Source organism: Streptomyces sp. LZ34, assembly GCF_053890475.1.
On the sequence record NZ_CM132680.1, the window covers coordinates 9,495,479 to 9,518,264 of the forward strand.

The 22,786-nt window shown below is 69.2% G+C and carries 44 protein-coding genes; 39 read left to right on the top strand and 5 right to left on the bottom strand.

The genetic code is table 11. The features are described from left to right. Window positions 1-146: 146 nt before the first annotated feature. The 14 genes from ACWY4P_RS40580 to ACWY4P_RS40645 all read left to right on the top strand — a co-directional run bounded on the left by ACWY4P_RS40580 (window position 147) and on the right by ACWY4P_RS40645 (window position 8,839). Window positions 147-1,475 (top strand): HNH endonuclease, encoded by a 1,329-nt coding sequence (locus tag ACWY4P_RS40580; RefSeq protein WP_456205679.1) that lies wholly within the window; start codon window positions 147-149, stop codon window positions 1,473-1,475. Further along, on the top strand, window positions 1,475-2,566 hold the full coding sequence (locus ACWY4P_RS40585; protein ID WP_456205681.1) for a hypothetical protein: 1,092 nt from the start codon (window positions 1,475-1,477) through the stop codon (window positions 2,564-2,566). Before ACWY4P_RS40580 ends, ACWY4P_RS40585 begins: the two co-directional genes overlap by 1 nt. Beyond that, the gene (locus ACWY4P_RS40590) at window positions 2,563-3,336 is read left to right on the top strand and encodes a zinc finger domain-containing protein (protein ID WP_456205682.1); all 774 of its coding nucleotides are present in this window, start codon (window positions 2,563-2,565) and stop codon (window positions 3,334-3,336) included. The genes ACWY4P_RS40585 and ACWY4P_RS40590 overlap by 4 nt, the downstream gene beginning before the upstream one ends. Continuing rightward, window positions 3,329-3,637, top strand: a complete 309-nt coding sequence (locus tag ACWY4P_RS40595) for a hypothetical protein (protein WP_456205683.1) — start codon at window positions 3,329-3,331, stop codon at window positions 3,635-3,637. The genes ACWY4P_RS40590 and ACWY4P_RS40595 overlap by 8 nt, the downstream gene beginning before the upstream one ends. Next, the gene (locus tag ACWY4P_RS40600) at window positions 3,634-3,945 is read left to right on the top strand and encodes a zinc finger domain-containing protein (RefSeq protein ID WP_456205684.1); all 312 of its coding nucleotides are present in this window, start codon (window positions 3,634-3,636) and stop codon (window positions 3,943-3,945) included. Before ACWY4P_RS40595 ends, ACWY4P_RS40600 begins: the two co-directional genes overlap by 4 nt. Continuing rightward, window positions 3,942-4,310 carry a hypothetical protein gene (locus tag ACWY4P_RS40605; RefSeq protein ID WP_456205685.1) on the top strand — a complete coding sequence of 123 codons (369 nt, stop codon included), beginning with the start codon at window positions 3,942-3,944 and terminating at the stop codon, window positions 4,308-4,310. The genes ACWY4P_RS40600 and ACWY4P_RS40605 overlap by 4 nt, the downstream gene beginning before the upstream one ends. After that, window positions 4,307-5,584, top strand: coding sequence for a DNA cytosine methyltransferase (locus ACWY4P_RS40610; protein WP_456205686.1), 1,278 nt, complete (start codon window positions 4,307-4,309; stop codon window positions 5,582-5,584). The genes ACWY4P_RS40605 and ACWY4P_RS40610 overlap by 4 nt, the downstream gene beginning before the upstream one ends. A gap of 83 nt (window positions 5,585-5,667) precedes the next feature. After that, window positions 5,668-6,048 (top strand): hypothetical protein, encoded by a 381-nt coding sequence (locus ACWY4P_RS40615; protein ID WP_456205688.1) that lies wholly within the window; start codon window positions 5,668-5,670, stop codon window positions 6,046-6,048. After that, entirely contained in the window at window positions 6,045-6,278 is a 234-nt protein-coding gene (locus ACWY4P_RS40620; protein ID WP_456205690.1) for a hypothetical protein, read from the top strand. The genes ACWY4P_RS40615 and ACWY4P_RS40620 overlap by 4 nt, the downstream gene beginning before the upstream one ends. After that, entirely contained in the window at window positions 6,275-6,604 is a 330-nt protein-coding gene (locus tag ACWY4P_RS40625; protein WP_456205692.1) for a hypothetical protein, read from the top strand. The genes ACWY4P_RS40620 and ACWY4P_RS40625 overlap by 4 nt, the downstream gene beginning before the upstream one ends. Before the next feature lie 376 nt (window positions 6,605-6,980). Then, window positions 6,981-7,136: a hypothetical protein gene (locus tag ACWY4P_RS40630; RefSeq protein WP_456205693.1), complete on the top strand. Its 156-nt coding sequence runs from the start codon at window positions 6,981-6,983 to the stop codon at window positions 7,134-7,136. Next, window positions 7,133-7,660, top strand: coding sequence for a hypothetical protein (locus ACWY4P_RS40635; protein ID WP_456205694.1), 528 nt, complete (start codon window positions 7,133-7,135; stop codon window positions 7,658-7,660). The genes ACWY4P_RS40630 and ACWY4P_RS40635 overlap by 4 nt, the downstream gene beginning before the upstream one ends. A gap of 58 nt (window positions 7,661-7,718) precedes the next feature. Further along, window positions 7,719-8,105, top strand: coding sequence for a hypothetical protein (locus ACWY4P_RS40640; RefSeq protein ID WP_456205696.1), 387 nt, complete (start codon window positions 7,719-7,721; stop codon window positions 8,103-8,105). Beyond that, complete coding sequence (locus tag ACWY4P_RS40645; protein ID WP_456205697.1) at window positions 8,102-8,839, top strand: hypothetical protein; 738 nt, start codon at window positions 8,102-8,104, stop codon at window positions 8,837-8,839. Before ACWY4P_RS40640 ends, ACWY4P_RS40645 begins: the two co-directional genes overlap by 4 nt. A gap of 54 nt (window positions 8,840-8,893) precedes the next feature. Here the strand turns inward: ACWY4P_RS40645 and ACWY4P_RS40650 are convergent, their stop codons facing one another. After that, window positions 8,894-9,196, bottom strand: coding sequence for a hypothetical protein (locus ACWY4P_RS40650; RefSeq protein WP_456205698.1), 303 nt, complete (start codon window positions 9,194-9,196; stop codon window positions 8,894-8,896). Between the two features lie 421 nt (window positions 9,197-9,617). Between ACWY4P_RS40650 and ACWY4P_RS40655 the strand changes: the two genes are divergently transcribed. The 13 genes from ACWY4P_RS40655 (at window position 9,618) to ACWY4P_RS40715 (ending at window position 13,720) form a co-directional block, all read left to right on the top strand. Continuing rightward, a complete protein-coding gene (locus tag ACWY4P_RS40655; RefSeq protein ID WP_456205699.1) occupies window positions 9,618-9,989 on the top strand; it encodes a hypothetical protein in 372 nt (123 codons plus the stop codon). A gap of 85 nt (window positions 9,990-10,074) precedes the next feature. Then, window positions 10,075-10,311 carry a hypothetical protein gene (locus tag ACWY4P_RS40660; protein WP_456205700.1) on the top strand — a complete coding sequence of 79 codons (237 nt, stop codon included), beginning with the start codon at window positions 10,075-10,077 and terminating at the stop codon, window positions 10,309-10,311. 46 nt (window positions 10,312-10,357) lie between these two features. Then, window positions 10,358-10,576, top strand: coding sequence for a hypothetical protein (locus ACWY4P_RS40665; RefSeq protein WP_456205701.1), 219 nt, complete (start codon window positions 10,358-10,360; stop codon window positions 10,574-10,576). 56 nt (window positions 10,577-10,632) lie between these two features. Next, a complete protein-coding gene (locus ACWY4P_RS40670) occupies window positions 10,633-10,812 on the top strand; it encodes a hypothetical protein (protein WP_456205702.1) in 180 nt (59 codons plus the stop codon). 16 nt (window positions 10,813-10,828) lie between these two features. Further along, window positions 10,829-11,122: a hypothetical protein gene (locus ACWY4P_RS40675; RefSeq protein ID WP_456205703.1), complete on the top strand. Its 294-nt coding sequence runs from the start codon at window positions 10,829-10,831 to the stop codon at window positions 11,120-11,122. After that, window positions 11,113-11,436 carry a hypothetical protein gene (locus tag ACWY4P_RS40680; protein ID WP_456205704.1) on the top strand — a complete coding sequence of 108 codons (324 nt, stop codon included), beginning with the start codon at window positions 11,113-11,115 and terminating at the stop codon, window positions 11,434-11,436. Before ACWY4P_RS40675 ends, ACWY4P_RS40680 begins: the two co-directional genes overlap by 10 nt. 33 nt (window positions 11,437-11,469) lie before the next feature. After that, complete coding sequence (locus tag ACWY4P_RS40685; RefSeq protein ID WP_456205706.1) at window positions 11,470-11,700, top strand: hypothetical protein; 231 nt, start codon at window positions 11,470-11,472, stop codon at window positions 11,698-11,700. Beyond that, entirely contained in the window at window positions 11,697-12,026 is a 330-nt protein-coding gene (locus tag ACWY4P_RS40690) for a hypothetical protein (protein ID WP_456205707.1), read from the top strand. The genes ACWY4P_RS40685 and ACWY4P_RS40690 overlap by 4 nt, the downstream gene beginning before the upstream one ends. Continuing rightward, complete coding sequence (locus ACWY4P_RS40695) at window positions 12,023-12,541, top strand: hypothetical protein (protein ID WP_456205708.1); 519 nt, start codon at window positions 12,023-12,025, stop codon at window positions 12,539-12,541. Before ACWY4P_RS40690 ends, ACWY4P_RS40695 begins: the two co-directional genes overlap by 4 nt. 26 nt (window positions 12,542-12,567) lie before the next feature. Continuing rightward, a complete protein-coding gene (locus tag ACWY4P_RS40700) occupies window positions 12,568-12,855 on the top strand; it encodes a hypothetical protein (protein WP_456205709.1) in 288 nt (95 codons plus the stop codon). Between the two features lie 13 nt (window positions 12,856-12,868). Continuing rightward, a complete protein-coding gene (locus ACWY4P_RS40705; RefSeq protein WP_456205711.1) occupies window positions 12,869-13,084 on the top strand; it encodes a DUF6011 domain-containing protein in 216 nt (71 codons plus the stop codon). Between the two features lie 78 nt (window positions 13,085-13,162). Further along, window positions 13,163-13,456, top strand: coding sequence for a hypothetical protein (locus ACWY4P_RS40710; protein ID WP_456205712.1), 294 nt, complete (start codon window positions 13,163-13,165; stop codon window positions 13,454-13,456). A gap of 18 nt (window positions 13,457-13,474) precedes the next feature. Continuing rightward, on the top strand, window positions 13,475-13,720 hold the full coding sequence (locus ACWY4P_RS40715) for a hypothetical protein (protein ID WP_456205713.1): 246 nt from the start codon (window positions 13,475-13,477) through the stop codon (window positions 13,718-13,720). A 441-nt stretch (window positions 13,721-14,161) separates the two neighbouring features. Here the strand turns inward: ACWY4P_RS40715 and ACWY4P_RS40720 are convergent, their stop codons facing one another. Continuing rightward, window positions 14,162-14,326 (bottom strand): hypothetical protein, encoded by a 165-nt coding sequence (locus ACWY4P_RS40720; RefSeq protein ID WP_456205715.1) that lies wholly within the window; start codon window positions 14,324-14,326, stop codon window positions 14,162-14,164. A gap of 179 nt (window positions 14,327-14,505) precedes the next feature. On the opposite strand from ACWY4P_RS40720, the gene ACWY4P_RS40725 reads away from it, so the two are divergent. After that, window positions 14,506-15,330: a hypothetical protein gene (locus tag ACWY4P_RS40725; protein WP_456205716.1), complete on the top strand. Its 825-nt coding sequence runs from the start codon at window positions 14,506-14,508 to the stop codon at window positions 15,328-15,330. A gap of 84 nt (window positions 15,331-15,414) precedes the next feature. Here the strand turns inward: ACWY4P_RS40725 and ACWY4P_RS40730 are convergent, their stop codons facing one another. The 3 genes from ACWY4P_RS40730 to ACWY4P_RS40740 form a co-directional block, all read right to left on the bottom strand. Then, window positions 15,415-15,747, bottom strand: coding sequence for a DUF6907 domain-containing protein (locus tag ACWY4P_RS40730; RefSeq protein ID WP_456205717.1), 333 nt, complete (start codon window positions 15,745-15,747; stop codon window positions 15,415-15,417). 209 nt (window positions 15,748-15,956) lie between these two features. Beyond that, complete coding sequence (locus ACWY4P_RS40735) at window positions 15,957-16,352, bottom strand: NUDIX hydrolase (protein ID WP_456213223.1); 396 nt, start codon at window positions 16,350-16,352, stop codon at window positions 15,957-15,959. 44 nt (window positions 16,353-16,396) lie between these two features. Next, window positions 16,397-17,032, bottom strand: coding sequence for an NUDIX domain-containing protein (locus ACWY4P_RS40740; RefSeq protein WP_456205718.1), 636 nt, complete (start codon window positions 17,030-17,032; stop codon window positions 16,397-16,399). A gap of 545 nt (window positions 17,033-17,577) precedes the next feature. Here ACWY4P_RS40740 and ACWY4P_RS40745 point away from each other — a divergent pair. From ACWY4P_RS40745 to ACWY4P_RS40795, 11 genes are all read left to right on the top strand, one after another. Further along, window positions 17,578-17,790, top strand: a complete 213-nt coding sequence (locus ACWY4P_RS40745; protein ID WP_456205719.1) for a hypothetical protein — start codon at window positions 17,578-17,580, stop codon at window positions 17,788-17,790. Beyond that, window positions 17,790-17,957 carry a hypothetical protein gene (locus ACWY4P_RS40750; protein WP_456205720.1) on the top strand — a complete coding sequence of 56 codons (168 nt, stop codon included), beginning with the start codon at window positions 17,790-17,792 and terminating at the stop codon, window positions 17,955-17,957. Before ACWY4P_RS40745 ends, ACWY4P_RS40750 begins: the two co-directional genes overlap by 1 nt. After that, window positions 17,957-18,553 carry a DUF6197 family protein gene (locus ACWY4P_RS40755; protein WP_456205721.1) on the top strand — a complete coding sequence of 199 codons (597 nt, stop codon included), beginning with the start codon at window positions 17,957-17,959 and terminating at the stop codon, window positions 18,551-18,553. Before ACWY4P_RS40750 ends, ACWY4P_RS40755 begins: the two co-directional genes overlap by 1 nt. Next, entirely contained in the window at window positions 18,550-18,702 is a 153-nt protein-coding gene (locus tag ACWY4P_RS40760; RefSeq protein WP_456205722.1) for a hypothetical protein, read from the top strand. The genes ACWY4P_RS40755 and ACWY4P_RS40760 overlap by 4 nt, the downstream gene beginning before the upstream one ends. A 277-nt stretch (window positions 18,703-18,979) precedes the next feature. Continuing rightward, window positions 18,980-19,363 (top strand): hypothetical protein, encoded by a 384-nt coding sequence (locus ACWY4P_RS40765; protein ID WP_456205723.1) that lies wholly within the window; start codon window positions 18,980-18,982, stop codon window positions 19,361-19,363. A 148-nt stretch (window positions 19,364-19,511) separates the two neighbouring features. Continuing rightward, entirely contained in the window at window positions 19,512-19,979 is a 468-nt protein-coding gene (locus ACWY4P_RS40770) for a hypothetical protein (protein WP_456205724.1), read from the top strand. Window positions 19,980-20,001: 22 nt separating this feature from the next. Continuing rightward, the gene (locus tag ACWY4P_RS40775) at window positions 20,002-20,253 is read left to right on the top strand and encodes a hypothetical protein (RefSeq protein WP_456205725.1); all 252 of its coding nucleotides are present in this window, start codon (window positions 20,002-20,004) and stop codon (window positions 20,251-20,253) included. A gap of 18 nt (window positions 20,254-20,271) precedes the next feature. Next, window positions 20,272-20,652, top strand: coding sequence for a RapZ C-terminal domain-containing protein (locus tag ACWY4P_RS40780; protein WP_456205726.1), 381 nt, complete (start codon window positions 20,272-20,274; stop codon window positions 20,650-20,652). Window positions 20,653-20,682: 30 nt separating this feature from the next. After that, entirely contained in the window at window positions 20,683-21,132 is a 450-nt protein-coding gene (locus ACWY4P_RS40785; RefSeq protein WP_456205727.1) for a hypothetical protein, read from the top strand. Between the two features lie 55 nt (window positions 21,133-21,187). Continuing rightward, window positions 21,188-22,294, top strand: a complete 1,107-nt coding sequence (locus tag ACWY4P_RS40790; RefSeq protein WP_456205728.1) for a hypothetical protein — start codon at window positions 21,188-21,190, stop codon at window positions 22,292-22,294. Between the two features lie 187 nt (window positions 22,295-22,481). Continuing rightward, entirely contained in the window at window positions 22,482-22,670 is a 189-nt protein-coding gene (locus ACWY4P_RS40795) for a hypothetical protein (RefSeq protein WP_456205729.1), read from the top strand. Window positions 22,671-22,786: the final 116 nt, after the last annotated feature.

Below are 22,786 nucleotides of genomic sequence, written 5' to 3' on the forward strand. Positions count from 1 at the left end.
TCGCCAATGTATTGCTTGTGCCTACACACCCCAGGGTAGGATCTGAACGTGCCGAGGCGGCACCCGATCAGCAAATGAAGCCGCCCAAAGGGCTTGGTTCCGTGCGCCCAAAAGCCCCCCGACAGCACTCTCCGAAAGAAGACCCCATGGCCGTCTCGAAGCGCCTCCGCTACGAAATCCTGCGCAGGGACTCACACACCTGCCGGTACTGCGGCGCGACCGCCCCTGACGTGCCGCTGCGCATCGACCACGTCACCCCCGTTGCACTCGGCGGCACCGACGCACCCGACAACCTCGTCACCAGCTGCGAGCCCTGCAACAGCGGGAAGAGCAGCGCCACCGTCGACTCCGCGGTCGTTGCGAACGTCAGCGACGACGCCCTCCGCTGGGCCGCGGCAATGACGCAGGCCGCAGACAACCTTCTCGAGCAGGAAGCCCCCAAGCTTGAATACCGCGACGCCTTCCTCGCCGAGTGGAACCGTTGGGGGTACGGCGAGGGGAAGGACCGGAAGGCGGCCGAGCTGCCCGGCGACTGGAAGACCAGCGTCGAGCGCTTCCGCATCGCCGGACTGCCCGTATGGATGTGGGCGGACATCGTCGACGCGTCGATGGGCAACGAGAAGGTCCTCGAGGCCAACAAGTTCAAGTACTGCTGCGGCATTGCCTGGAACAAGGTCACCGAGCTTCAGGCCGAAGCTCGAATGATCGTTGGCGCCCGTCAGGTGCCCGCCAGCCTTGATGTCCGTAAGGCGGTACTGGAGACCGCGTTCACGGTCTGGCACAGCGGCTTGGTCGACAACGAAGAGCCGCCCACCGCCCAACAGGCGGCCGAGTTCCACGGAAGCCTCGCAGACCTCTCGGACGAAGAACTGACAGCGCCCGAACGAATCATCCAAGCCGCCCAGTACGCCACCTACTTCGGCATCACCAACATCACCACCGCCTTGCGAGATATGGACCGCGACAGCGCTTGTCGTGCATGGGTCTCCGCATGGCCCACCACCTGGGTGCCAGGCGACGAACCATGGGGTGGCAAGTTCGTCGGCGACCCGAGCGACAAGCAGAGGGAGTGGGTCGGGGAGCAGATCGACAAGCTCCTTGACGCCGATGTCTACGTGACTCGCATCGTGAGAGCCGCCAGCCATGCCGGCTCTCACAAATCGGCTCGGATTTACCTCGGTATGACCGACAACGAACTGAAGGGGACAGGCGTCTGCGGTTGGCAGTCCCGCGCGTCCGAACTGTGGCGCGTTGCGTTCACGGCTTCGGGCGAGATCGAGCCGTCACAGGAAGAGACTTCGAAGCTCTTTGCCAGCCTCAATCGCATCGCCGAGGACGGCAACTTCTACGTGGCTGACGTCTACGAGGCGGCGTCTGCAGCGGGCAGCTACCAGGACCCGGATGTGACTACCTGCCTTACGAGGCACCTCTCCGTGTTCGAGGCCGCGGCACTCCCCGCGGAAGGTGGCAACTGATGGCCCGCATCCGCTCCATCAAGCCCGAGCTCCGCACCTCCATCACGGTGTCCATGTGGCCGCGCGAGGTCCGCTACTTCTTCGTCCTCATCTGGGGCTACCTCGACGACTACGGCCGTGGTGTCGACGACGAGATGCTCATCGCCTCCGACTGCTTCCCGAGGGACCGCGACATCACCCCGGAGCGGGTCGACGACTGGCTGGAGCTGATCGCCGACTCGGGCCCGCTGTGCCGCTACGAGGTCGACGGTCGCAACTACCTGCACGCCCCAAACTGGCGGGAGCACCAAAAGCCGTCGCACCCGACGCGGTCGAAGGTCCCCCCATGCCCCGAGGACGAGCCGGACGACTTCAAGAAGTGGCGGGAGATCAATCCTCAGCGCCTCCCGAAACGCTCGCGAAAGTCTCGCGAGGGATTCCAGAAGATCCCCGAGGCTCCTGCAGGACCCTCCGGGAGCCTCTCCGGAGGCCCTTCCGGAGCCACATTCAGCGACTCGGTGCATGACAAGGAACGCGCAACGGACGGAGGCGCGGTCAGCCCGGTCGCCCGCGAAGAAACCACAGGTCAGAGCAGTTTTTGTGACGCTCCCGAATCTCTCCCGAATTCCTCCGGAGACGCTCCGGAGCATTTCGTCCCTGAGCTAGGGAGCAAGGGAGCTAGGGAGCAAGGGAGCAAGGGAGAGGGGGGTGTGGGGGGAACCGGCCGTCAGCAGAACGCGAGCCACGCTGCGGCTGAGCCTCGACGGCCTGACGGCCTTCACCTCATCCCGGACGACTTCTACCTGAACGACACGATGCGCCGCTGGGTGGTCGCGACCTTCCCGGGGCTCGACCCCGACTTCGAGACCGAACAGTTCATCTCCCACTTCCGCGCCGAAGGCCGCCGCAAGCGCAACTGGCACGACGCCTGGCAGAAGTGGATCCGCGACTCGGCGCAGTACGCCTCCAAGCGCGCCCGCCAGAACCTCCCCGCTGCTGCTGGTGCGGAGAACGTCGTGGACTTCACCGCCCGCCGTCCGTCGACCGCCGACCAGCGGGCCACCGCCGCCCTCGCCGTGGCCGCCGAACTCGCCGCAGAGGAGAACCAGTGAATCCGTCCGAAGCCGCCCAGCTTCTCGCGCACTGCGCCGCCTTCGACAACCGGACCGTGGGCAAGGCCGACTCCCGGGCTTGGGCCGCGGCACTGCACGACGTGCCGCTCGACGCCGATGCCCTGGCTGCTGTTGCCCGCTTCTATGGCACGCCCACCGACAAGCCGGGCGAGCGACTGTGGATCCAGCCGCACAACGTCCGCGCCCACCGCTTCGCGATCCGCAAGGAGCGGCTGGGCGAGACGCTGCCCGCCTATGAGCCGCCGCCGGGGCTGGAGACGGGTGCGGAGTTCATTGCCCGCCGCCGAGCCCAGCTGGACGCGGTAGCTACCGGCCGCATTCCGACTACCCCGGTCGGTGAGCTGACTGGCGGCCCGGCGCCCGAGGTTGCGCGGAAGCTGGCTGGGATCGGGCGCCGGGTAGCGGCCGTCACGCCCGAGGAGTTGGCGGCGGAGATAGCTCTCGAGGAGGGCGAGGAGCCCGTCACGCCGGAGGTTGAGCAGGTTCGCCGGCCGGGCCCCCTCGGGGTGGTCTGCCCCGCGTGCCATGCGGCGATTGGCCGTCCGTGCAAGGTCGGGGTTCCTGGCGACCTGCGGCGGCCTCGAGTGTTGAAGAGGCCACACGCCGCCCGTGCCCGTGTCGCGACTGGTGGGCCTGCTGAGCTCGAGTCGCCCGAGGTGATTGAGCGGCGTCGTGCCGCGTCTCTGGCTCGCCTCGAGCAGATCGCTGCGAATGAGCAGGCCGCCCGCGAGGAGGCGGCCGGTGAGTGACGACTTCGCCCCTGAGGACATTGCCGCGATGCGCAAGCAGGGCGATCTGCGGGAGTTTCTCCGCCAGCAGATGCGGCCCCGCGCACAGCCGAAGCCCACCGAGGCCCCGCGCCCGCCCGGCCACAAACCCGGCGCTTGGCCGACTGGCACGAGCCCGCCGGGTTCTCGGCCGCAGATCGCTACCGACGTCCAGTGGGCTCAGGCCCTGGAGGACTTCCGGGCCGGCCGCGGTTCCGACCACGACCACTGCGAGTGCGGCGCCTGCCCACCACCCGACAAGACCCGCAAGGAGAACCGATGACCCGTTTCCCTGCCGCCCCGATGCCCGAGTCGATCCGGCACGGCTTGCGCGCTGTCCAGCACCCGGCCCGCACCGTTCCGTGCCCGCATTGTGGCGCGCACGAGCACCGGCCGTGCACGACGATCTCCGGGCGCCGCCGCATGGCCGAGCCGCACCCGGCCCGTATCTCGGCGTGGGCGCGCGCGTCGGCCGTCTGCCCGGTGTGCCAGGTGGAGCCGGGCGTGCCGTGCCACCTCGACGGGCGCGAGCTCCGTGACGGTGGCGTGCACCCGCGGCGTGAGGTCGAGGCGCGGGAGGTGGCCGCGTGAGCCGCCTGTGCCGCATCGACGAGTGCGCCACCCCGGCAGTGCCGCACAAGACCCTGTGCCACAAGCACCGCAAGCGGATCCGCATGTGGGGCGACCCCGAGTTCACGCAGTGGACCACCGCTGACGAGATGGACGTCGAGCTGATCGTGCGGGATCCGCGGCCAGTCGAGGGGCTGACCCGTCTCGAGCGACGTCTCGTGGCCCGCGGGATGACGGAGCGCGGCAGATCGGCTGCCGAGATCGCCCGCATCGTCGGGGTCGACGAGCGGACGGTCATGCGGTGGCGGGCCGACGACCGCGCCACCTCCCGCCACACGCCCGCCTACCTCCACGCCGCACCCGACACCCGAAAGGCCGCCGCATGAACGGCCCCCGCATCGCTTCCCTGTTCACCGGTACTGGTGCGCTCGACCTGGCCGTCATGGACGTCTACGGCGGCGAGGTCATCTGGCACTCGCAGTACGAGCCGCCCGACAAGAAGGGCCGCGAGGACACCAACCAGTACGCCGCGAAAATTCTCGCTCGGCACTGGCCCGACGTGCCGAACCTGGGCGACATCACGAAAGTCGACTGGCAGGCCGTCCTCGATGAGCACGGCCCGGTCGACATCCTCACAGGTGGTTTTCCATGCCAGGACGTCTCCTCGGCCGGGCGCCGCGCCGGCCTGACGCCTGACTCCCGCTCCGGGCTGTGGGCTCACATGGCCCGCGCCATATCCGTACTCCGACCCCGACTGGTGGTGATCGAGAATGTCGAAGGGCTCCTCTCAGCGAAGGCTTCCGGCAACGTGGAACCCTGCTCGTACTGTGTGGGAGACGGCTCTGATGGGCATCCACTGCGGGCACTCGGAGCCGTTCTCGGCGACTTGGCCAGCCTCGGGTTCGATGCGGAATGGGCTCGCGTCGCTGCGTCGGAGGTCGGCGCTGCCCACGGGCGGAAGCGAGTCTTCATCCTCGCCTGGCCGACTGATGCCGACCCCGCGGACCTCGGACACGAATGGGGCCGGGAAGCACGGGACGGGTGGCATGGACCTGCGGACAGCGGTGTCTCTGCTTCCAACGCCGATGGCAGGCGACGCGAACGGCACCAGGAATGCGACGGCCAACAGGTCGAACCCGGACTCCAAGCATCATGCGGGCTGGACGTTGTCGGATGTGGTGTTCAGCGGGCAACTCCTGCCCACGCCACGAGCGTCGGACGGGGAGAAGGGCGGCCCGAACCAGCGGGGCAGCAAGGGCGATCTGATGCTGCCGAGTGCAGCAGCTCAGCTCTTGCCGACACCGACGGCCGCCGACAGCGAGCGAACGTCCTCCAGCTACGGCCGGGGCAACCCGACCTTGACTGGGGCCCTTACGGACCCGCCATCCGACGCTGGGAAGCCATCCTCGGACGACGAGCCCCTTGGCCCACTGACTCTGTGGGACGACTGAGCCCCGTCTTCACCGAATGGCTCATGGGCCTGCCCGACGGCTGGGTCACCTGCACCCCGGGCCTGACACGCGCGGCCATGCTGCGGGCCCTCGGCAACGGTGTGGTGCGGCTCCAGGCCGTGGCTGGCATCCGGTACCTGCACCAGCGCGCTGGTCTGTTCCTGCCCGCACTCGCCGCCCACCCCGCCACCGAAAGCGAAGCCGCCTGATGAGCACGGTCGCCCCCGGGGCTAGCGGGGGCGACCGCCCACCGATCATCTCGCACGCAGATTCCCGCCCGAAGGAGAACCCGATGTACCCGACCCTGTTCACGACCGCCGGCCTCAAGCAGTTCGCCGAAGCCATCGACGCCGAACGTCAGGCCCAGCTCGCCAAGTGGGGCGACCAGCGCCACCCCGACGGCACTGGCGCCGAGTACTACGTCGCCATGGCTGACGAGGCTCGCGACATCTGCCAGCACGCCGCCAAGTACCGCGAGAAGGGCGCGTCGTGGGCGCTGATCTTGCTGGAGGAGGTCTACGAAGCACTCGCCGAGACGGACCCGGACAAGCTGCGCACCGAGCTGGTGCAGTGCGCGGCTGTGATCCAGGCGTGGGTGAGCGACATCGACCGCCGTGCCGTGACCGAGTTCGAGACGGACCTTGCCGAGCGCTGCCAGCGGGAGGCGTCATGACCGACATGCCCCCGGCCGCCCTGCTGCGGGCCGCTGCCGAGAAGGTGCGTCAGTGGGCCACCGACGCCACAGCCGATCCGTGGGCGCCCGGTGCAGCCGCCCGGTTCGGGCCCGAGCTTGCCGACTGGCTGAAGTCCACGGCGGTGTACGCGGACATCGTCGGCGACAAGCCCAGCGTTGTGCGTACCGCCCTTGCAGTGGCCCGGCAGATCCTCGGGGTCGAGTCGTGACGTGGCGTCCGGGTCCGTCGCTGGCGCAGATGCGGGTGCTGGTGGACCGGGCGGAGCGGGGCGGCCTGACTGCGGATGAGGCTCGCTGGTTCCGGCAGGGCCTGGAGTGGCGGCGGGTTTGGCGGCAGGACGGCGCCGACCCGACCGGGCTGGTGCAGCTGCGCCGTGCGCTCGCCGCCCTTCACCGGCCGATGCCGCGTGGCGGGGGCGACGTGTGCGCCGAGTGCTCGGGCTGGGACGGGCGTCGTTGCCGCGGCCTGGTGACGTCGTGGCCGTGCTCGACGGCGGAGGCGGCGGGGCTCGACGAGCAGCGGGAGGCGGCGTGATGGATGCCCGCTACGTCCGCGCTCTGGATCGTGCGCATGCTCTGGCCGACCAGTGGTCGGGGGATCGGTCGTTGTTCTCTCGGGCGGAGGCGTCCGAGTTGCTGTCGGAGGTGCTGCGGCTGGATGGCTGGACGGTTAGCGAGCCCCTCAGTGCCTCTCTGAGGCTCGTTCCCGCCGTGGAGGCTCCCGAGCCCCGCCCGACCGTCCACGGGCCGTCAGAGGCCCGTCCAGGGCCCGGGATGGCGCCGTCGTGACGGATGAGCAGCCCTCAGCCGCCGATACCTCGCCGCGAGGCTCCAGCGGCCCTCTGAGCGCCCCGCAGCGCCCGGACGGCGCCCAGGACCCGCAAGCCCCCCAACGGGTCACAGACGGGCGTGTGGCCCCTCCGCCTACCCCCGAGCAGCTCACCCTCCCGGCCGGCCTCATAGCCGCCGTGCTCCTGCCCGTCCCGATCCCGTCCGCCAGACGCCGCGGCCGGCCAGTCCACAGCACACCCGGCATCAGCAACTACCAGCCCGAGGAGAAGACATGACACAGCCCCGACGCTTCCACCTGCAACGCAACACCGACATCACCGGCGTCTCCGGCACCGGCCGCGTCGCCGACGGCATCCTCTGGCCCGACGGCACCGCATCCGTCCGCTGGACCGGCGAGCGCCCCTCCGTCGTCTTCTGGGACGGTGGCATCGCCGACGCCGAACACGTCCACGGACACGGCGGCCACACCCGCATCGTCTGGGATGACCCCGAGCCCGTGACGGAGCCGCAGGTGTCCGTCTGCCAGACCGGGCAGATCAGCGAAGCTGCGGCCGAGGCCCTCGGCGCCCTTGTGGAGGTAGCCAAGCAGGGGATGCGGGACGGCAGTCCGCTGTGCCCGCACTGCCCCGATGGCCACACCCTGCCCGACCACGGCCAGCCCTGGGGCGCCCATGTCGGACCCGAACGGGACGGCGACGGACATCCGACCACCATCCACGTCGCCCGCGTCGCCGGGGCGCACGTGGCCGAGTCCGATGCGCAGTGGGTGCGCGACCGGTTGAACGCCCCCGCTTCCTGACCCGCCTGGCCCGGCCGCCGTCCACGCGGCCGGGCCCCAACCACCGGAGACCACACCCATGACCGATGCCAGCCCGGCCGCCCAGATGCGCGGCGCCGCAGAGAAGCTGCGCGCCCTCGCCACCGCCGCAGCCGAGGACAGCGGCAGCCCCCACTGGACCGCCACCCGACACTTCCCCGACCAGCCAGACGCCACCTTCACCACCCTCTGGACCGACAGCCACACCGTCCTCATGCGCGGAGGCGGCAGGCATCAGGCGCCCTACGTCCATGCCCCGGTCGGCGACTACATCGCCGCCACGGACCCGACCGTCGGCCTCGCCATCGCCGCCTGGCTCGACAGCGCAGCCGAGGACGCCGAGCAGGTTGGCCCCGATCCGCACGCGCTCGCCGTCGCCCGCCAGATCCTCGGCCGCAGCCTCACCGACAAGGAGACCAAACGATGACCGCCGAACCCGAACCGATCCGCCGCAGCGACCTGCCTCCCATCCCGTCGCCCGAGTCCGAGGTCTTCACCTGGTTTCCTCACCCGGATGGTGGCGGCGACATGGTGCGTGGCCAGCGCCAGCGGGGTGTACAGGTCCGCCGCCGCATCAGCTACAGCGACTGGGAACCGGTACGCCCCGACCACTGGGCCGACGAGCCGGCGGGGCAGGGGGCATCTGCTGACGCCGCCGCCCAGCCCCCGTACCGCGCCCTGCTGGCCCGCCTGGAGCAGGAGCAGGCGAAGGCCGAGCGGAACGCCCCGCTGTGCCGTATCGAGGAGGTGCGGTGGGTCAACGAGGGCATGGCTGCCGCCCACCGCATCGACGCTGCCCACGTGCTCGCCGTGTTCGAGGGGCCGGAGGCGGCGGCAGCGTACATGCGGGGCGGGGGCGAGCCCGGCCCGAGTCTCGCTCCGGGCTTCGTCAATCCGCCCGGCTCGACGGCCGAGCAGCTGCCCGCCGACGTGCTCGAGCTGGTCGACCCCGCGCCGTACCTATCCACGGCGTGTGGCACGGCGCAGGCCCTCGAGGAGGCGGCAGCCGAACATCCCGAGCGGCGCGCGAGCTTGCTCGAATGGGCCGATCGACTCCACCAGCGGTGTCGGGAGAATCAGAAGTTCACTGGCCAGGACTGTGCCTGTGGTCACCACGCCGCGCGCCCAGTCGACGCGCACCCCGACGATGCGGGCGACTGACCCCGCCCACACCTGTGCCGCACACCGGGGGAGGGGTGTGCGGCACGGGGTGGGTCAGGCGTCGGGCTGGGCTTCGGTGTCGGGTTTGGAGATGGCGGCGCTTCGGGCGCGGGCCAGCTCGGCGCGACTCTGGTAGCGGGGGTCGACGGGGATGTCGTGGGCGTCGCGGATGCGGCGGAAGACCTCGGCGGATTCCCCGGTGAGCTGGCTGAGCTGGGCGGGTGTGGCGCCGTTGCGTAGCCCCTCTAGCCCGATGGCGCGGATGACGGGCTTGAGCTCTTTCTCCGTCTCCTTGGCCTTCTTGTAGCGGGCAAGGGAGCGGGCCTCGTCCTCGGTGGGGGTCCAGTCGCTGCTCATGGCCGCATTGTGGCACGCCATTGAGCACTACGGATAGTCCACTCGGGAGGACTCTTCAACATCGATCTTCAGTCCTCTGCAGAGGACTCTTGACAGTCCTCTGTGTTGGATTGCATGATGGATTCATCGCCAAGCAAGACGGCGCCAACAACTCCACAGGGAGCGATCAGCAGACCCGGGCGGACACGGAACGAATCGTGATCCAGGGATGGCGAAGCCCGGGAAGCGTGCGCAGTAGGAAAGCGACCCCCGCCAGCGATCCCCTGGCTGTAACGAGCGGCAGACGACCACCTTCGGGTGAGTGGACCGTGGGGTGAAAGAACCCGGACTTCGCGAGCCGGTAGCCGACAACCGTCCCCAGCACGAACAAGTTGCCGATCGCTCCCTGTGGTTCCGGAGAATCGATCAAGGGGTGACCGCAGTGGAACTGCTCGACCCGAAGAGGCCTTGCCGCCGCTGCAATGGCACTGGCCTCTATCCGACGGTGAGCGGCCCCGACTACTGCTTCTCCTGTGCGGGCACCGGCAAGGTTCCCTCGCCCCGTGATCAGCGCCGAATCAGGGCCGAAGACGCCCGCCGCCACCGCCTCCTCAAGGCCATGTACGCGCGAGCCGAAGAGCGCGACGGGCACCGATGCGGAGACATCGAATTCCAGACTGGCCAGGGCTTCGGGGTGCTGGAGCAGAAAGAACCTCACCGGCTCGACGCCCTGTTCGACTCGCTGGAAGCCGGACGCATCGACGACGTGATCGACGCTCTCGTCGCCTACCGCAACGCACACCGCGACAGCTGATCCACCCCGCCCGGTCTTCGGGTCGGGCCCTCACCCACCACCAACAACCGCACCCGTCGCACCACCAATCCACGAGGAGTCCGTCATGCAGGCATCACCGACCCAGCCCCGGCCCGTCACCCTCTACGACATCGAGCTGCAGCAGGTCTGGGACACCATGAGCCACCAGGACGCCGAGCGGGGCCTCGCCATCTGCCGCAAGCTCGGCGACACCCTCCAGGACTACGACACCACCGACCGCGCCGGACGCCCCCTCCGTGTCGTCCTACAGATCTGCGCGGACCGCCACGACATGGGCGGCGTATACGAGTTCACCCGCTGACCAGCCCCAAACCCGCCGTACCGCCAACCCGCATAGGGAGCCCGCCATGCTGAACCCGATGATCCGCTGGGAGCCCGGCACCAAGGTGCGCTACCACGGCTCCCTCACCGAGCTGCACGGGGAGTACGCCGTGCACCCCTGCCGGTGCCTGCGGTGTACGGACAACCGCGACCTGCCCGGCATGCGCTTCGCCCTGGTGAACACGGGCGGCGCCACCGTCGTTGATTGCGTCCGCCCCCGATCCATCACCGCAGTCACCCCCTGACCGATCCCGCCCTGCCCTTGCCTGATCGCCCGACGGCCCGAACCGAGGAGAACCAAATGATCGACGAGAACGCGCCGCTGACCAGTGAAGAGTTCATGCGGATCCACAACATCGGCGACAACGTCACACTCGCCCGGCTCATCGCCGAGCACGACGACGAGGCCGACCACGACGGCTGCTTCCAGCCCCACCGCAGCATCGACGGCTACGTCGACTGCGACGGACGACCCCTCTAACCCCCGAGGAACCCTGATGGCCTTCCGCCAACACACCTGCGTGATCGTCGCCTGCGACGTGTGCGGCAACGCGGCGACGCCCGACGGCGACGTCCCCCACTTCGACACCCAGGCCGAGGCGCTCGCACACCTGGCGGCCGACCCGGACTACTACGCCAACACCTGGCATCGGCGGCCGAACGGACTGCTCGTCTGCTGGGTGCGCGATGCCGTGCATGACCGGGCGCGGGAGCAGGACGGGATGGGCGCGCCCGGACCCGACGCCATGACCGTCAGCTTCAGCGACAAGGAGGCCCAGCCGTGGCCCTGATCGATGACGTCGAGTTCTATGGCCGCGCCGTGGACGCGGGGGAGATGGACCGCCCGCAGGCCGTCCGGCTGCTTGCCGAGGCCAGCAACGACGGTCTCACAGAGCTCGGCGCGGCCCGTTGGCTGGACGACTGGCAAGGCGCCCGCGCCCGTCTTGAGAGCCAGCTGTTCGACGTCCACGACGCGATCCGCGCGCTCGAGAACGGGCGCCCCATCCCGGAGCACGTCGTACAGCGCTCCCGGCAGGCCATGCGCGAACGGGCCAGGGCCTCCGCGCTTCGCATGCTCCGCCGCGAACTCGACCTCGACAACTGACAGCAACGCTTTCACGAACAAGAAGGAAGACGAATGAACAACGCCGACCTCGCCAAGAAGATCAAGGGCTGCACCACCCTGCACGGCACCCCGGCCCCGCAACTCCTGGCTGGCGACCGCGTGTACCACCAGGGCGAGTGGAAAACCGTGACCGACCTCGACAAGCAGAAGGGCGTCCGCGTGGGCGACATCTGGGTCCGCAGGGAGGACTTGCAGGCCGTGGACGACACCGGACGCTGGCGACACACCGGGGAGCAGCAGTGAGCGCCTCGTTGGAGCGTGCCGCGCAGGCCGTGACCGCGACCGTGCGGTCCGATGTGCAGACCATCCGGCTGACCGTCACCGACGCCCCTCGCCTCTACGTCCACTGCTGGCACAGCACCATCCAGCCCGAGCTGGTCGAACTCCACTACACCCGCGCCGACGGCCGCGTCACCGGCGTGCACGCCCGAGTCGAAGGCAACCTCGTCGGGGACCGCTGGCAGCCCGGAGACCGCCAAGACGCCGACTACACGCAGTGGGACAGCGACTGGCCCGACTGGCTGCGGACGCTCGCCGACAACCACCGGCCCGACAAGGAGAATCGATGACCGCCACCGCTTGGCCGTTCGATGCCGACCGCGACGACCCGCTGACCAAGCTGCGCATTCCCGTCGTCGACAGCTTCAACCCCGAGTGGCGGTACGTCGCCGCCTACCTCAAGCCCTCCACCGGACCCCTGGAAGGGCCGCCCTTCGGCAGCGTCGAGCGTCCGACCGACGCCGAAGCCCGCATGATTGCCTCGTTCATCGAGGAGTACCTTCAGTACTTCTTCCGCGAGAGCTATCAGCGGAAGCTCGCCCAGCGCCCGCTCGACGTGGACGGCGGCTGCAACACGACCGTCTTCATCAAGTACGGGCCCGACGACTGGGGCTACCGCCGCTGCTCGTGGACCTACGGGCCGACATTCGCGCCAGGCCCTCCCGGATCCCTCAGCCGGGACGCGGTGGGCGCGATGACGCTGGAGCAGGTCATGGACCGCACCCATACCGTCGTCGGCGAGCCCATGCAGCACTGGCAGGACTGGAAGGCTCAACACCCCGACGTGTTTGGCGGTCAGCAGTGAGCCACACGATCGAGCCCCGCCGCCGCATGTCTGCCCGCCGCGCCCGCGCCGTCATCGAAACTGCGGCCCTCGTCAAAGCCCCCACCTGGCGGGAAGACCGGCACTGGCACGTCGTGGCCAGCGACGGCGAGGTGCTTGTCGTGGTCGCCCCCTCCTACGGCGGCGTGTCCCGGTCCGGCCGGAACGGCTGGGCGTGGTGGCTTGCCGGCTCCGGACCCTCTTCGACAGCTCGACCGGAGAGAACCTGTGAGCAGGCTGCCGTCGCCGGGCTCGCCGCCTGGAACCGCTTGGTCACCACCCGGCCCTCCCCGTGAGACTCTGGACCGCATGCCCACCCCCGACGATCCCGCCCCGCTGCCCGGCCTCGAACAGCCGGCCGCGGGGCGTCCTCGTGTCACCTGCCGCATGTGCGGACGACCGTTGCGCGGCAGGCAGGCGCGCATGTGGGGGCTCGGTGAGGGCTGCCGGGACAAACTCGCCGTGCGGACCGCGCCACGGCCCGCCGCGTCCGAGGTAGAGCAAGAGGCCCTGCCCGGGGTATGACCCACCCCCCAAAGCGGTATCACGCGATACCGCCCTTCGATACCGTGGGGCCCAGTCACGGCAGAAGGGCAACCCGCCATGAGCGACAGCGCCACCACCCCCTGGACCATCGAACGCATCAGCGCCGCACTGGGGGACCCCGACCTAGCCCAGCGGTTTCTCGGCGAGATCAACAGGGCGCCGGCTCATAAGCTGCTGCCCGTGTTCGCGAAGTGGCGGCAGATCGCCGAGGACACAGTCGCGGCCATCGAACAAGCAGACGAGGTCATTGCGCATGAAATCCGTGGCGAAGAGCCTCCCGGCGAGTGGATCGACGGCGACCAGCGGCTTCGGGAAGTAGCTGACCGAATCGGCGCACGCGGAGCCGCCTGACCTGGCACGCTATACGGCGTGTACTCGCTCCGTTACCCGCCTGGCGTAGAGGCCGTCTGGGACTCGCTCCCCGACGACGCCAGGGTCGAATTCGACCGCGCCATCCTCGCCGTCTGCGAGGACCCCTACGCGCACACCACGCCCCACGCGGGCGACGGCGACATCAAGCGCCTCCTCATCCTGGACTACACCCGAGCCGTCCTGCTCGTCTTCAAGCACCCGGTGCAGCGGGTACGCATCCTCGACCTCAAGTACCTCGGGTAGGGCCGCACTGAAGCCCCCGACCGCGACGGTCGGGGGCCTTTTGCTGCGCCCAACTTCCCATGAAGTTCGCTTTGCCGGAATCGCTTCGTCCACCTACGGGGGGCGATAGAGTCCTGCCGCACGACTTCTTCGCGACAGATATCGAAGCTCGGGCGACTCCGGTCGCCCCACGGTCCCCTTCCCCGAGTGGGAGGGGACCGAGGCTGGCCACCGTGCAAGCGGTGGCTGGCCGAGGGACTCCACGTGAGTCCATAGCCGGTATCCGTCAAGAGGAAGGGGGTGGCAGCGCAGTGAAGCGGAGGCAGCGAATTGCCGAGGGCGTGCTCATCGGGCTGATGACTAACATCATCTGGCTTGTGGTGACGCTCCCCATCATCGCGTAGTCGATGTGCCCGGCTTCGGCCTAACCCACCGAAGCCAACCTTCAGGTCCAGGCCCACTTCACCGCCAGCCGCCCAACCCCCACATGATCAGCGCCCAGCCGCCCACCATCACCACAGCCACCGCCGCCAGCCACACATACACGCCGAACGGCGGCGACCACGGCTCAGGCTTCTTCGGCGGCTCCACCGGGCAGCACTTCGAACAGTGCGGATCATCAGGCATCCCCGCAGCATGGCGGGCCACGGCAAGGTAGGTGGTCTCGAGGGCGGCAGTCCACCCGGATAGGTGACGGGTCGAGGCAGGCTCAAGGCGGCCACATCGGCCGGATCCCGCCGCGTCACCCCATGCCCCCGCGGGGAGCCTTCCTCCGGCGAATACCGCAACCAGCAAGGGGGGAATGCGTGTTCGGAACCAGTGCTGTACTCCAAGCCATCGAGGACCTGAAGAAGAAGATCGGCGGATTACAGGAAGCCCTCACCAAGACGATCAAACAGGGACTCGACAGCGTTCAAGGGGTGACCGACGAGATCCGCGGAGTCACCCAGCGCACCAGCGAATCCACCCAGATTCTCAGCGGCAGAGTCGACAACCTCCACAGCGAGATCCAAGGACTCCGCACCAGCATTGACGGGCTACGCACCAGCGTCGAAACAACCCGCGCGGCAGCCGACAACCGCAGCGACGAGCGCCTCCTCCGGGAGATAGCCGACCTCCGGGCCGCCGTCGAAGGCTGGAGGGCAGACGCTGCCGAGCAGGCCCAACGTGCCGCAGCTGAGGCCGGGCAGGCTGAGGAGCAGCAGACCCCGGCTGTTCCCGGCGCCTCCGAGCCCGACGACTTCGATGAGCTCCTCGACCTCGCCGCCGGCATCGCCTACGCCGAAATCTCCTGCCACCGCGACACCTGGGACTTCCTCGTCGCCCAATCCAGCCGCGGCGAGCATTTCCGCCTCCCCGGGGCGGTCGACGAGAAAGACTGCCTCATCGACGCCGACCTGTCCGGGCGCACCCTCATCGCCGTCCTCGACGCCCTCTGGCACACCCAGCGTGACGCCGATGTCGAACCGGGCACCCGCCGCCTGGCCGCCAAGGTGTACGGGCGCATCGGCGACGCCCTCCGCAAGGTCGAGGCAGCTGGCGCCGCCGAGCAGGCCGAGGGCGAGCAGGCCCAACCCGGCGTGACCCGCATCGTCATCGACGACCGGCCCCCAGCCGAGGCAAGTAGCTGAACCAGCCAAAGGTAAACGCCCCCACCTACGGGTGGGGGCGTTCTTCTGCGGCCAGGACGACGAGAGGACCGGAGCGCGGGTCTATCAGCCCATCTGTCGCCGCATGGTGACGAGCGCGGTGAGGAACGCCCGCACATCCGCGATCAGAACGTCGGCCTCATCCCGGTCGCAGTCGATGTCGCTCTCGCCCGACACGTACAGGACGGTCTCCCCGCGGCGATCGCCTTCGTCGATACGGGACAGTTCGGCCCGCAGGATCACCGGGATCGTGTCAGGCAGCGGGCGCCGATTCGCGACCTGGTACTGGGGCGACCAGTGCGCCGTCGACGTCGGCCCAAAGTGGTGCCTGCTCTGGTGCTCCCGGTCCTTGCACCACGACGGGCAGGGGGTGGGGTGGGTGCGCGTGACCGTTGGCACAGGCGCGAGGGTGCGCTCGTCCACTACAGTCATAGGTGAACCTCTTCTCTGCTAGGAGCAGGTTTCTTGATCAGCGGGCCGCGAACCCGCTGGTTCTTCGACGGCCGGGTGTTGATAGCACCCGGCCGTCATGCTTTGCGGATCTACTGATCTGTCCTCCGGTTGCAGTCCTTGTGCTCAACCGCAACCGGCCGTTATGAGGCCGTTATCTATTCGGCGGGGCCAGACTTCTCGGGCTCAGAGTCCTCAGACAGAGCCTCATCCAGGTACTCCTGTACCGGCTCGTACAGGCCATACGGCACGTACTCGGAGATCTCCCCGTGGGCGACCCAGGCGACCGCGTCCAGCTCATCCTCGTCGGCGACATGCGCCTCACCCTCGATGACCGTGCATGCCGTGTAGAACATCTCGCGGCCCGACTTCGGGTGCGACGCCAGGTAGCCAATCTGCCGGATCGCCTTGACGGTCAGGCCGGTCTCCTCAAGCGTCTCCCGCACTGCCGCGTCCTGCGCGCCCTCGCCGGCTTCGATGGCCCCGGCCGGGAACTGCCACGACAGCTGACCCTCCTTGACGGCGCGGCGCACCATGAGCACCTTGCCGTCCATCACGATGATCGCGGCAGAGATGCCCGGCCGCTCGGTGGTCTCGGTCACTGTGCCTCCAAGGCTTCCAGGATCGGCGGATAGATACGGTCGGCGGGGATAAATCGGGGGAGTGCAGCGAGCGGCACCCATTGGACGTCGGCGTTCTCCAGCGGATCGCGGTTCGTCGCGTCGCCCATCAGGTACTCGCAGAGGTGATAGTCGGCCATCACGCCGGTGTCGGGATGCAGTCGACCGCCGAGGTGCTGGCGGACCGAGCAGTGAACCCCTGTTTCGGCGTGGGTCTCCTGTACGGCGACCGCCTCGGCCGCCGCGCCCGGCTTCACGACCCCGGCCGGGAACTGCCACGTGAGGGCATCGCTCCCGCGGCGGCAGACGAGCAGAACATCGTTCCCGCGCACCACAACGGCGATCGCTACCCGTAGGGCCTGCGCCTGCACCGTCTCCCCTGTGGGGCGTGCCAGGAGCGCGAACCGTCTGCGCACCGCCTCATCAGCCCTCTCGTATGCCGTGTCGAGGATCTGCTGCACCTCGATCCTGTGGGTCATCTCGGGGGATGCATGCCACCGAGAGATCGTGCGGACCGATATGCCGAGACGCTCTGCGAACGCCTCGTTCGTCATCCGCATGGCCTCTTGGAGCAGGCAGGCGGTGCGGCCGGTCCATGTGTCAACGACGTCCACTATGGGGCTCCCGTGCTGTGGGTGCTCGGGTCTGGCGCTGCGGTGTCGGGGTGCTGTCGCCCTGGTGTCGTAGTCCCCGGTTGGCGTCCTGGCCGTGACTATCGCACGACATTCTTCCGCGCGTGCAGGGGCCGTTGACTAGGGCCATGGCGAAGTTTCCCTACCTGTCGTCCTTGGGAACGGCGGGCTTCACTGGGTGCGGTGGCCTCGGCGGCAGTTCGTCTGTGTCGTGGACGAGCCAGCTGAGGAACGCGCAAATGTGCGAGTTCATGTCGGAGTCCAATGACGCCACGGCGGCTTGCGCCCGCGCGTATTGCTCCGGGTCGGGCCGGTATGTCCGGGCTGTCTTTCTGTGGACTCCATGGGGCATGGCGAAATCTTCGCATGGTGGATTGCCACCAGTCCATAGATGCGTCTATGTTGGTGGAGTGCCACCAAGGAGGTGTCTTCCACCACCTCCTGTGGTTCACGCAAAACGGCCCCGTCTCGGGCTTCCACACACCGAGACAGGGCCTCACCAACAGGTCCTGACTAGGGAGACCCTGATGGCCACGGCCAACTCTACTGCGGCGCCTGAGCGCGCCGATTACCCGGCCCGCATCGCGATGCGTTCGCAGACGCGCGCCGCGTTCATCGCCCACTTCCTGGGCGCCCGCGCCGACGGCCGCACCGATCTGGTGCGGGACATCCTGCTCGACGCCAAGAACCACGACGCCTCCCTCGCCGACGAGCTGCGCGGCATCCAGGCGGTGGCCTGATGACCGTCGCCGAGATGATGCGTGAGCTGCCCGCCGGGGATTCCCGGAACCTGCCGATGCTCGACCGGATCGCCGACGGCCTGCGGGCGCAGGGTGAGGACGTCGAGGTCGTGTACGTGCCGCGCGGGGACGTCTTCCGGATCGTGCCCCGAGAGCAGGTGGCCTGATGGGCAACCTCGTGTCGGCGAACCCGGTGAAGCGCGCACTGGGGAGCACGGAGCTCCTGGAAGCGGCGGGTGACCTGCTCGCGAAGGAGGCGCAGTTCAGCGCTTCCGAGGCCAGGTTCTGGTTCGGCCTGTCGGGCCTGCTGTTCACAGGCGAGGAGGTCGCCCAGGTTCTGGACGCGGCCCGTGACCGCCTGGAGTCGGAGGGGTGGCGCCGGGATCGGGCCCGTACCTCCTACGAGTGGGTTGGCGAGGAGGCCGAGGCTCCGGAGGAGCCAGCCGAGTCGGCGTCGACTGGTTCGCTGCTGCGGTATCTGGTTCGCCTGGTGTCGTGGGCGGTGAAGGACTCCGGCCGAGAGCTGGTGGAGAAGACGGAGCCGGGGCTGACGCTGGAGCAGGCGTTCGACGCCATGGACCACGACAGTCGTCGTAAGGCGTTCGACTGTATGGAGCTGGTGCTGCGCGCCCAGTCCGGGGCCAGTTTCGCGTCTGCTGGCACGTGGGGGGAGCGGCATGGCCGCACGTGGGGTGAGGTTCGCAGTCTGCTGGTGGTGACGGCGGAGTTCGCTCGCCGGTACGGGCCGGAGGCGGCGTCGTGAAGGTCACCCGTGATCCGAAGCCGCAGACGCCGGCCGAGGCGGAGGCCCGGAAGGAGCGGGTCGCGAAGCTTCACCAGCAGGCTGCCGCCGAGTACCGCACCGGGTTCGGCAAGCCGAAGACCCAGTCGAAGCAGGCGCTCGCCGCCTAACCCCCTGATCGTCGTGCCCGCGGGATGTTCCGACCCCCGCGGCCCCGCGGGCACGGCTCCCCCTTCTCGGCCCGGTTGTTCCCGGGACTCTCCAGCGCTGACTGGCGGGTGCCGAGCACGACCAGACCATCCCGCCGTCATCGACGGCCACTGACCAGAAAGGACACCACGATGCCCCTGCTGATCACGCTGGCGCTGCTCCTCGCGGGGATCACCGCCACCATCTACGCCCTCTCCGGCCCCACCCGCCGCAACGACTGACCAGGAAGGACCCACCGTGGAGCAGAAGTCCCGCGTCCGCTTCAACCCGCGCAGCACCACCACCGACCAGCCGTCCACCACATGGCCCGAGGACGTCATCGCCCGCTACCTCACCGTCGCCGGCGCCACCGTCGACCTGTCCTTCAGGGTGGAAGACGGGATTCCTTACGCACCCACCAGCAACGGAGCTGACGTTCGCAAGACGGTCAACGTGACAGCCGTGGCCTCCTGTGTGGGGTGTATCGAAGAGGAGACCGCCACGAGGCTCGGAACCTTCCGCAGCGCGTGGGAGAAGGACCACACCCCGAACCCGGTTGCCTCGCCGTTTTTGACCGAAGTTCGGAGGTGGGCACAGGCCCATGCCGAGAAGTGCCGGGCCATCCCCCGCCCCACCACCTGACCACCTACCGGGTGGGGCCCGCTGAGCCGACAGGCGGGCCCCACCACCCGGCCCGGCCGGCCTCGAAGCCCACCAGCCACCCCCAACTGGTGGGCGCCGAGACCGACCAGACCACCCACCGACCGAACCGTCCACACGAGGAGACCCCGTGTACCGCATCATCCGCACCGTCGAACTCCGCCACCTCCACCGCGACCGCGCCGAGCTGCAGGAGTTACGCGTCGAGCTCAACGCGGCCCGGACCGAAGCCGACACCGCAACGGACTCCGCCATCCGCGCAGAGGCCGTCGTCGAGGACCTGCTCCGCGACCTCGCCCAAGCACACGCCGACCGCATCCAGGCCGATCGCGAGCGCAACGAGGCACGCGCCGACGCCGAGATCACCGCCGAGATGCGCGCCGACCTCGACCGCATCCGCGCGGACGCCGCCGACACCGAGCGCGGCGCGACCGTCCGAGCCGCCATCGCACACGGCGCGCTCCGCCACATGTACACCGAGGCCCGCCGCCAGGGCCTCAAGCCCGGCAGCCCCTGGGACCTCCTCGCCCTGGTCCTCGACCTCGACACCGAAGACCAGGCCGATTCCGACCACACCCCCCGCGCTGCCCTGAGCTGAACGACCGAGACAGGAGACCGCCATGACCCCGCAGCACACAGGCGCCACCCCCGACAACCCCCGCACATGGGGCGCCGCCGACTTCGAGACCTGCCAAGACCTCGCCGCCATCCAGCACGTGGACGAACTCCCCGACGCGACCGCCCAGCGAGACCTCGCCCGCTGCGCCGGCCTGTGGGCCGCCGCAGCCACCATCCGCCTCGCCCAGCGCGACCAGGCCCGCCGCCAGCGCACCGCCCGCCGAGCCCTCCGCTCCCACCGACTCGCAGCCTGACCCGGAAGGAACCCGACGATGCCCGACATCACCATCGAATCCTTCGGCTACGGCCACGACGCCCCGCCTCAGGCTCACCTGACCCTCGACCTCCGGCACCACTTCCGCGACCCCCACATCAACCCCCAGCTCCGCGGCCTCACCGCCCACGACAAGCCCGTCCGGGACGCCGTCCTCAACACCCCCGGCATCCGGCCCCTCCTCACCGCCACCGTCCACCAGGCCCTCGCCTACCGCCAGGGCCCCAGCAGCGGGCCGATCACCATCGCCGTCGGATGCGTCGGCGGCCGGCACCGCTCCGCGACCGTCGCCCACTGCCTCGCCCGACGCCTCCGCCGCCGCGGACTGACCGTCGACCTCAAGCACCGCGACCTGGCCAAGCCCGTCATCAACCGCTGACCACTCCGCACAGGAAGGACACCGATCCCAGTGACCCCGTCCCGAGCCGCCCGTACCGCAGCCGTCGCCGTCATCTTCGACCACGCTCACACCTGGGCCGACTATTGGGGCCAGCGGGACACCGACGCGAAGGCGAAGGGCCTGCCCGGCGCTGAGGGTCGGGCCGCGTGCGCCCGGCATGTTGCCAGCCACACCGCCCACCTCGGCGTGGCCCTTGTGGCGGCCAACCGGCTCCTCGACCTCGACATCAAGCCCCGACGCCTCGCTACCGGGCTCGCCCTCGCCGCCGCAACCCACTACATCGCCGACCGGTCCGGCGGCCACTGGAAGGACGCGGAGCCCACCACGTTCCTCGTCCGCTTGGCCCACCGCTTCGGCAAGCAGGGCTGGATCCAGAACGACCCCGGCGCCGGGCCCCACCTCGACCAGGCCTGGCACCGCGCCTGGCACCTCATCGCCGCCGCCATCATCGCCCGCTGACCACTTGAAAGGACTGAGTACCGATGACCCCCACAACGACCGCCGAGGAGGAGTCATGATCCCCACCTGGCTCCAGGGGTTCGGCCGCCGTCTGGACGTGTTCGCTCTCATCGAGAAGCTGTTGACGGTCGCCTCGCTGGCGCTGGTCGGCGTCACGGTGGGCGGCCAACTGGGCGAGATGATCGGCCTGCACGGCAAGGTCGGCACAGTCGTCGCCTGGGCGATCGCCATCGTGTACGACGCCCTGTGGATCGGCGCGCTGCGCATGTCCGAGATCGCCATCCGGCAGCGGTCCACCGTCGGCATGGCCGTCATGCTCGGCCTGTCGGCCGTGGCGGTCGGCGTGTCGTCGACGATCCTGCTGATCCTCGGCCACGCGAAGGTCTTTGCCTTCGTGCCGGTCGCCGCCGCCCTGTTCATGGGCCTGCGCCTGTTCGCCGGGAACGTCCTGGCCGACCCCGCCACGGCGGCGCGGATCGCCGAGCAGTCCGCAGACGACCGCAACGCCCGCGCCCTGGCCGCCGCGGAGGCTCGGCATCTGCGGTCCGAGGCGACCACGGACGTCTTCACCGAGACGGCCGGGCACCTCGCCGAGATGACGCGGCAGATTGGGCGTTCCGAGGTTTTGACCAAGGCGCAGGCGAAGATCAACAAGGCGCGCTCGAAGGCCGAGGAGCGCCTGCAGGAGTCCGAGAAGAAGCACGGCAAGGCGGCCCTGGCGTTCACCACTCGCGACCTCGCGCTGACCGTGACCCCGCCGATGGTCACAGTCGGCGGAGACGCCTCGGCCGAGCTGGGTGGTCACAGTGTGGTCACACAGGACACCCCGGAAATTGAGCCCGTGACCATTCCGCCCGTGACTGTGGACGAAACGGACACCGGTGAGGGGCGTGACCAGGCCCCGATAGAGGACGGCATGACCCTCCAGGATCTCGCCGACATCGCCGGGGTCGAACTGCCGAAGCCGGACTCGAGGCTCTCCGACGAACAGCTTGCCGTGGTGATCCGCTGGCTGCGGTACGGCATGGAACCGCCCCGCTCCTACCGGCAGGCACAGAAGGAATTCCGCGCCGCCGGGTTCAACGGGCGCGAGGAGCGCGTCCGCCGCATCTGGAGCGAGATCGAGACCAACGAAGCCGAAGCCAGCCCCCAGGGCCGGTGACGATGTCCGGCGCTCCCAGCGAGGACCAGGCACCCACCGGCTGGCCCTCGCCGAGACTGCCGGAAGCAGTCGAACCCAGCAAAACCGCAGATCAGACCGGTGAGTGACCCGGTGAGCGGAACGTTCGCAGACCCGGCGAGCAGACCCGGACCAGACCTAGCAGCCAAGTAGCGAAAGGAGGACAGCCGTGCGCGGAGCCACGTACTGGCCCAAGGAGATCAAGCAGAAGGACCGCGTCTCCCCGAAGACGGGGGCGATCCGTCGGCTGGACCGTCTGCGCAGCATCCTGCGCGACCTCGATCCGGTGGTGGCGAACCGCGCGTGGCGGGAGGTCGGTGATGCCCTCCAGGCCATCACCGACCGCTACTCAACGTGATCATTCACTCGTTCATTCACCCGGGTGACAAGTGAACTCTCCGCGTGCTACGCGCGCACGTGCGCGCACGAGGCGGACGTTCACCCCACCCGATCGCAGACCGTAAGGGGAAGGGA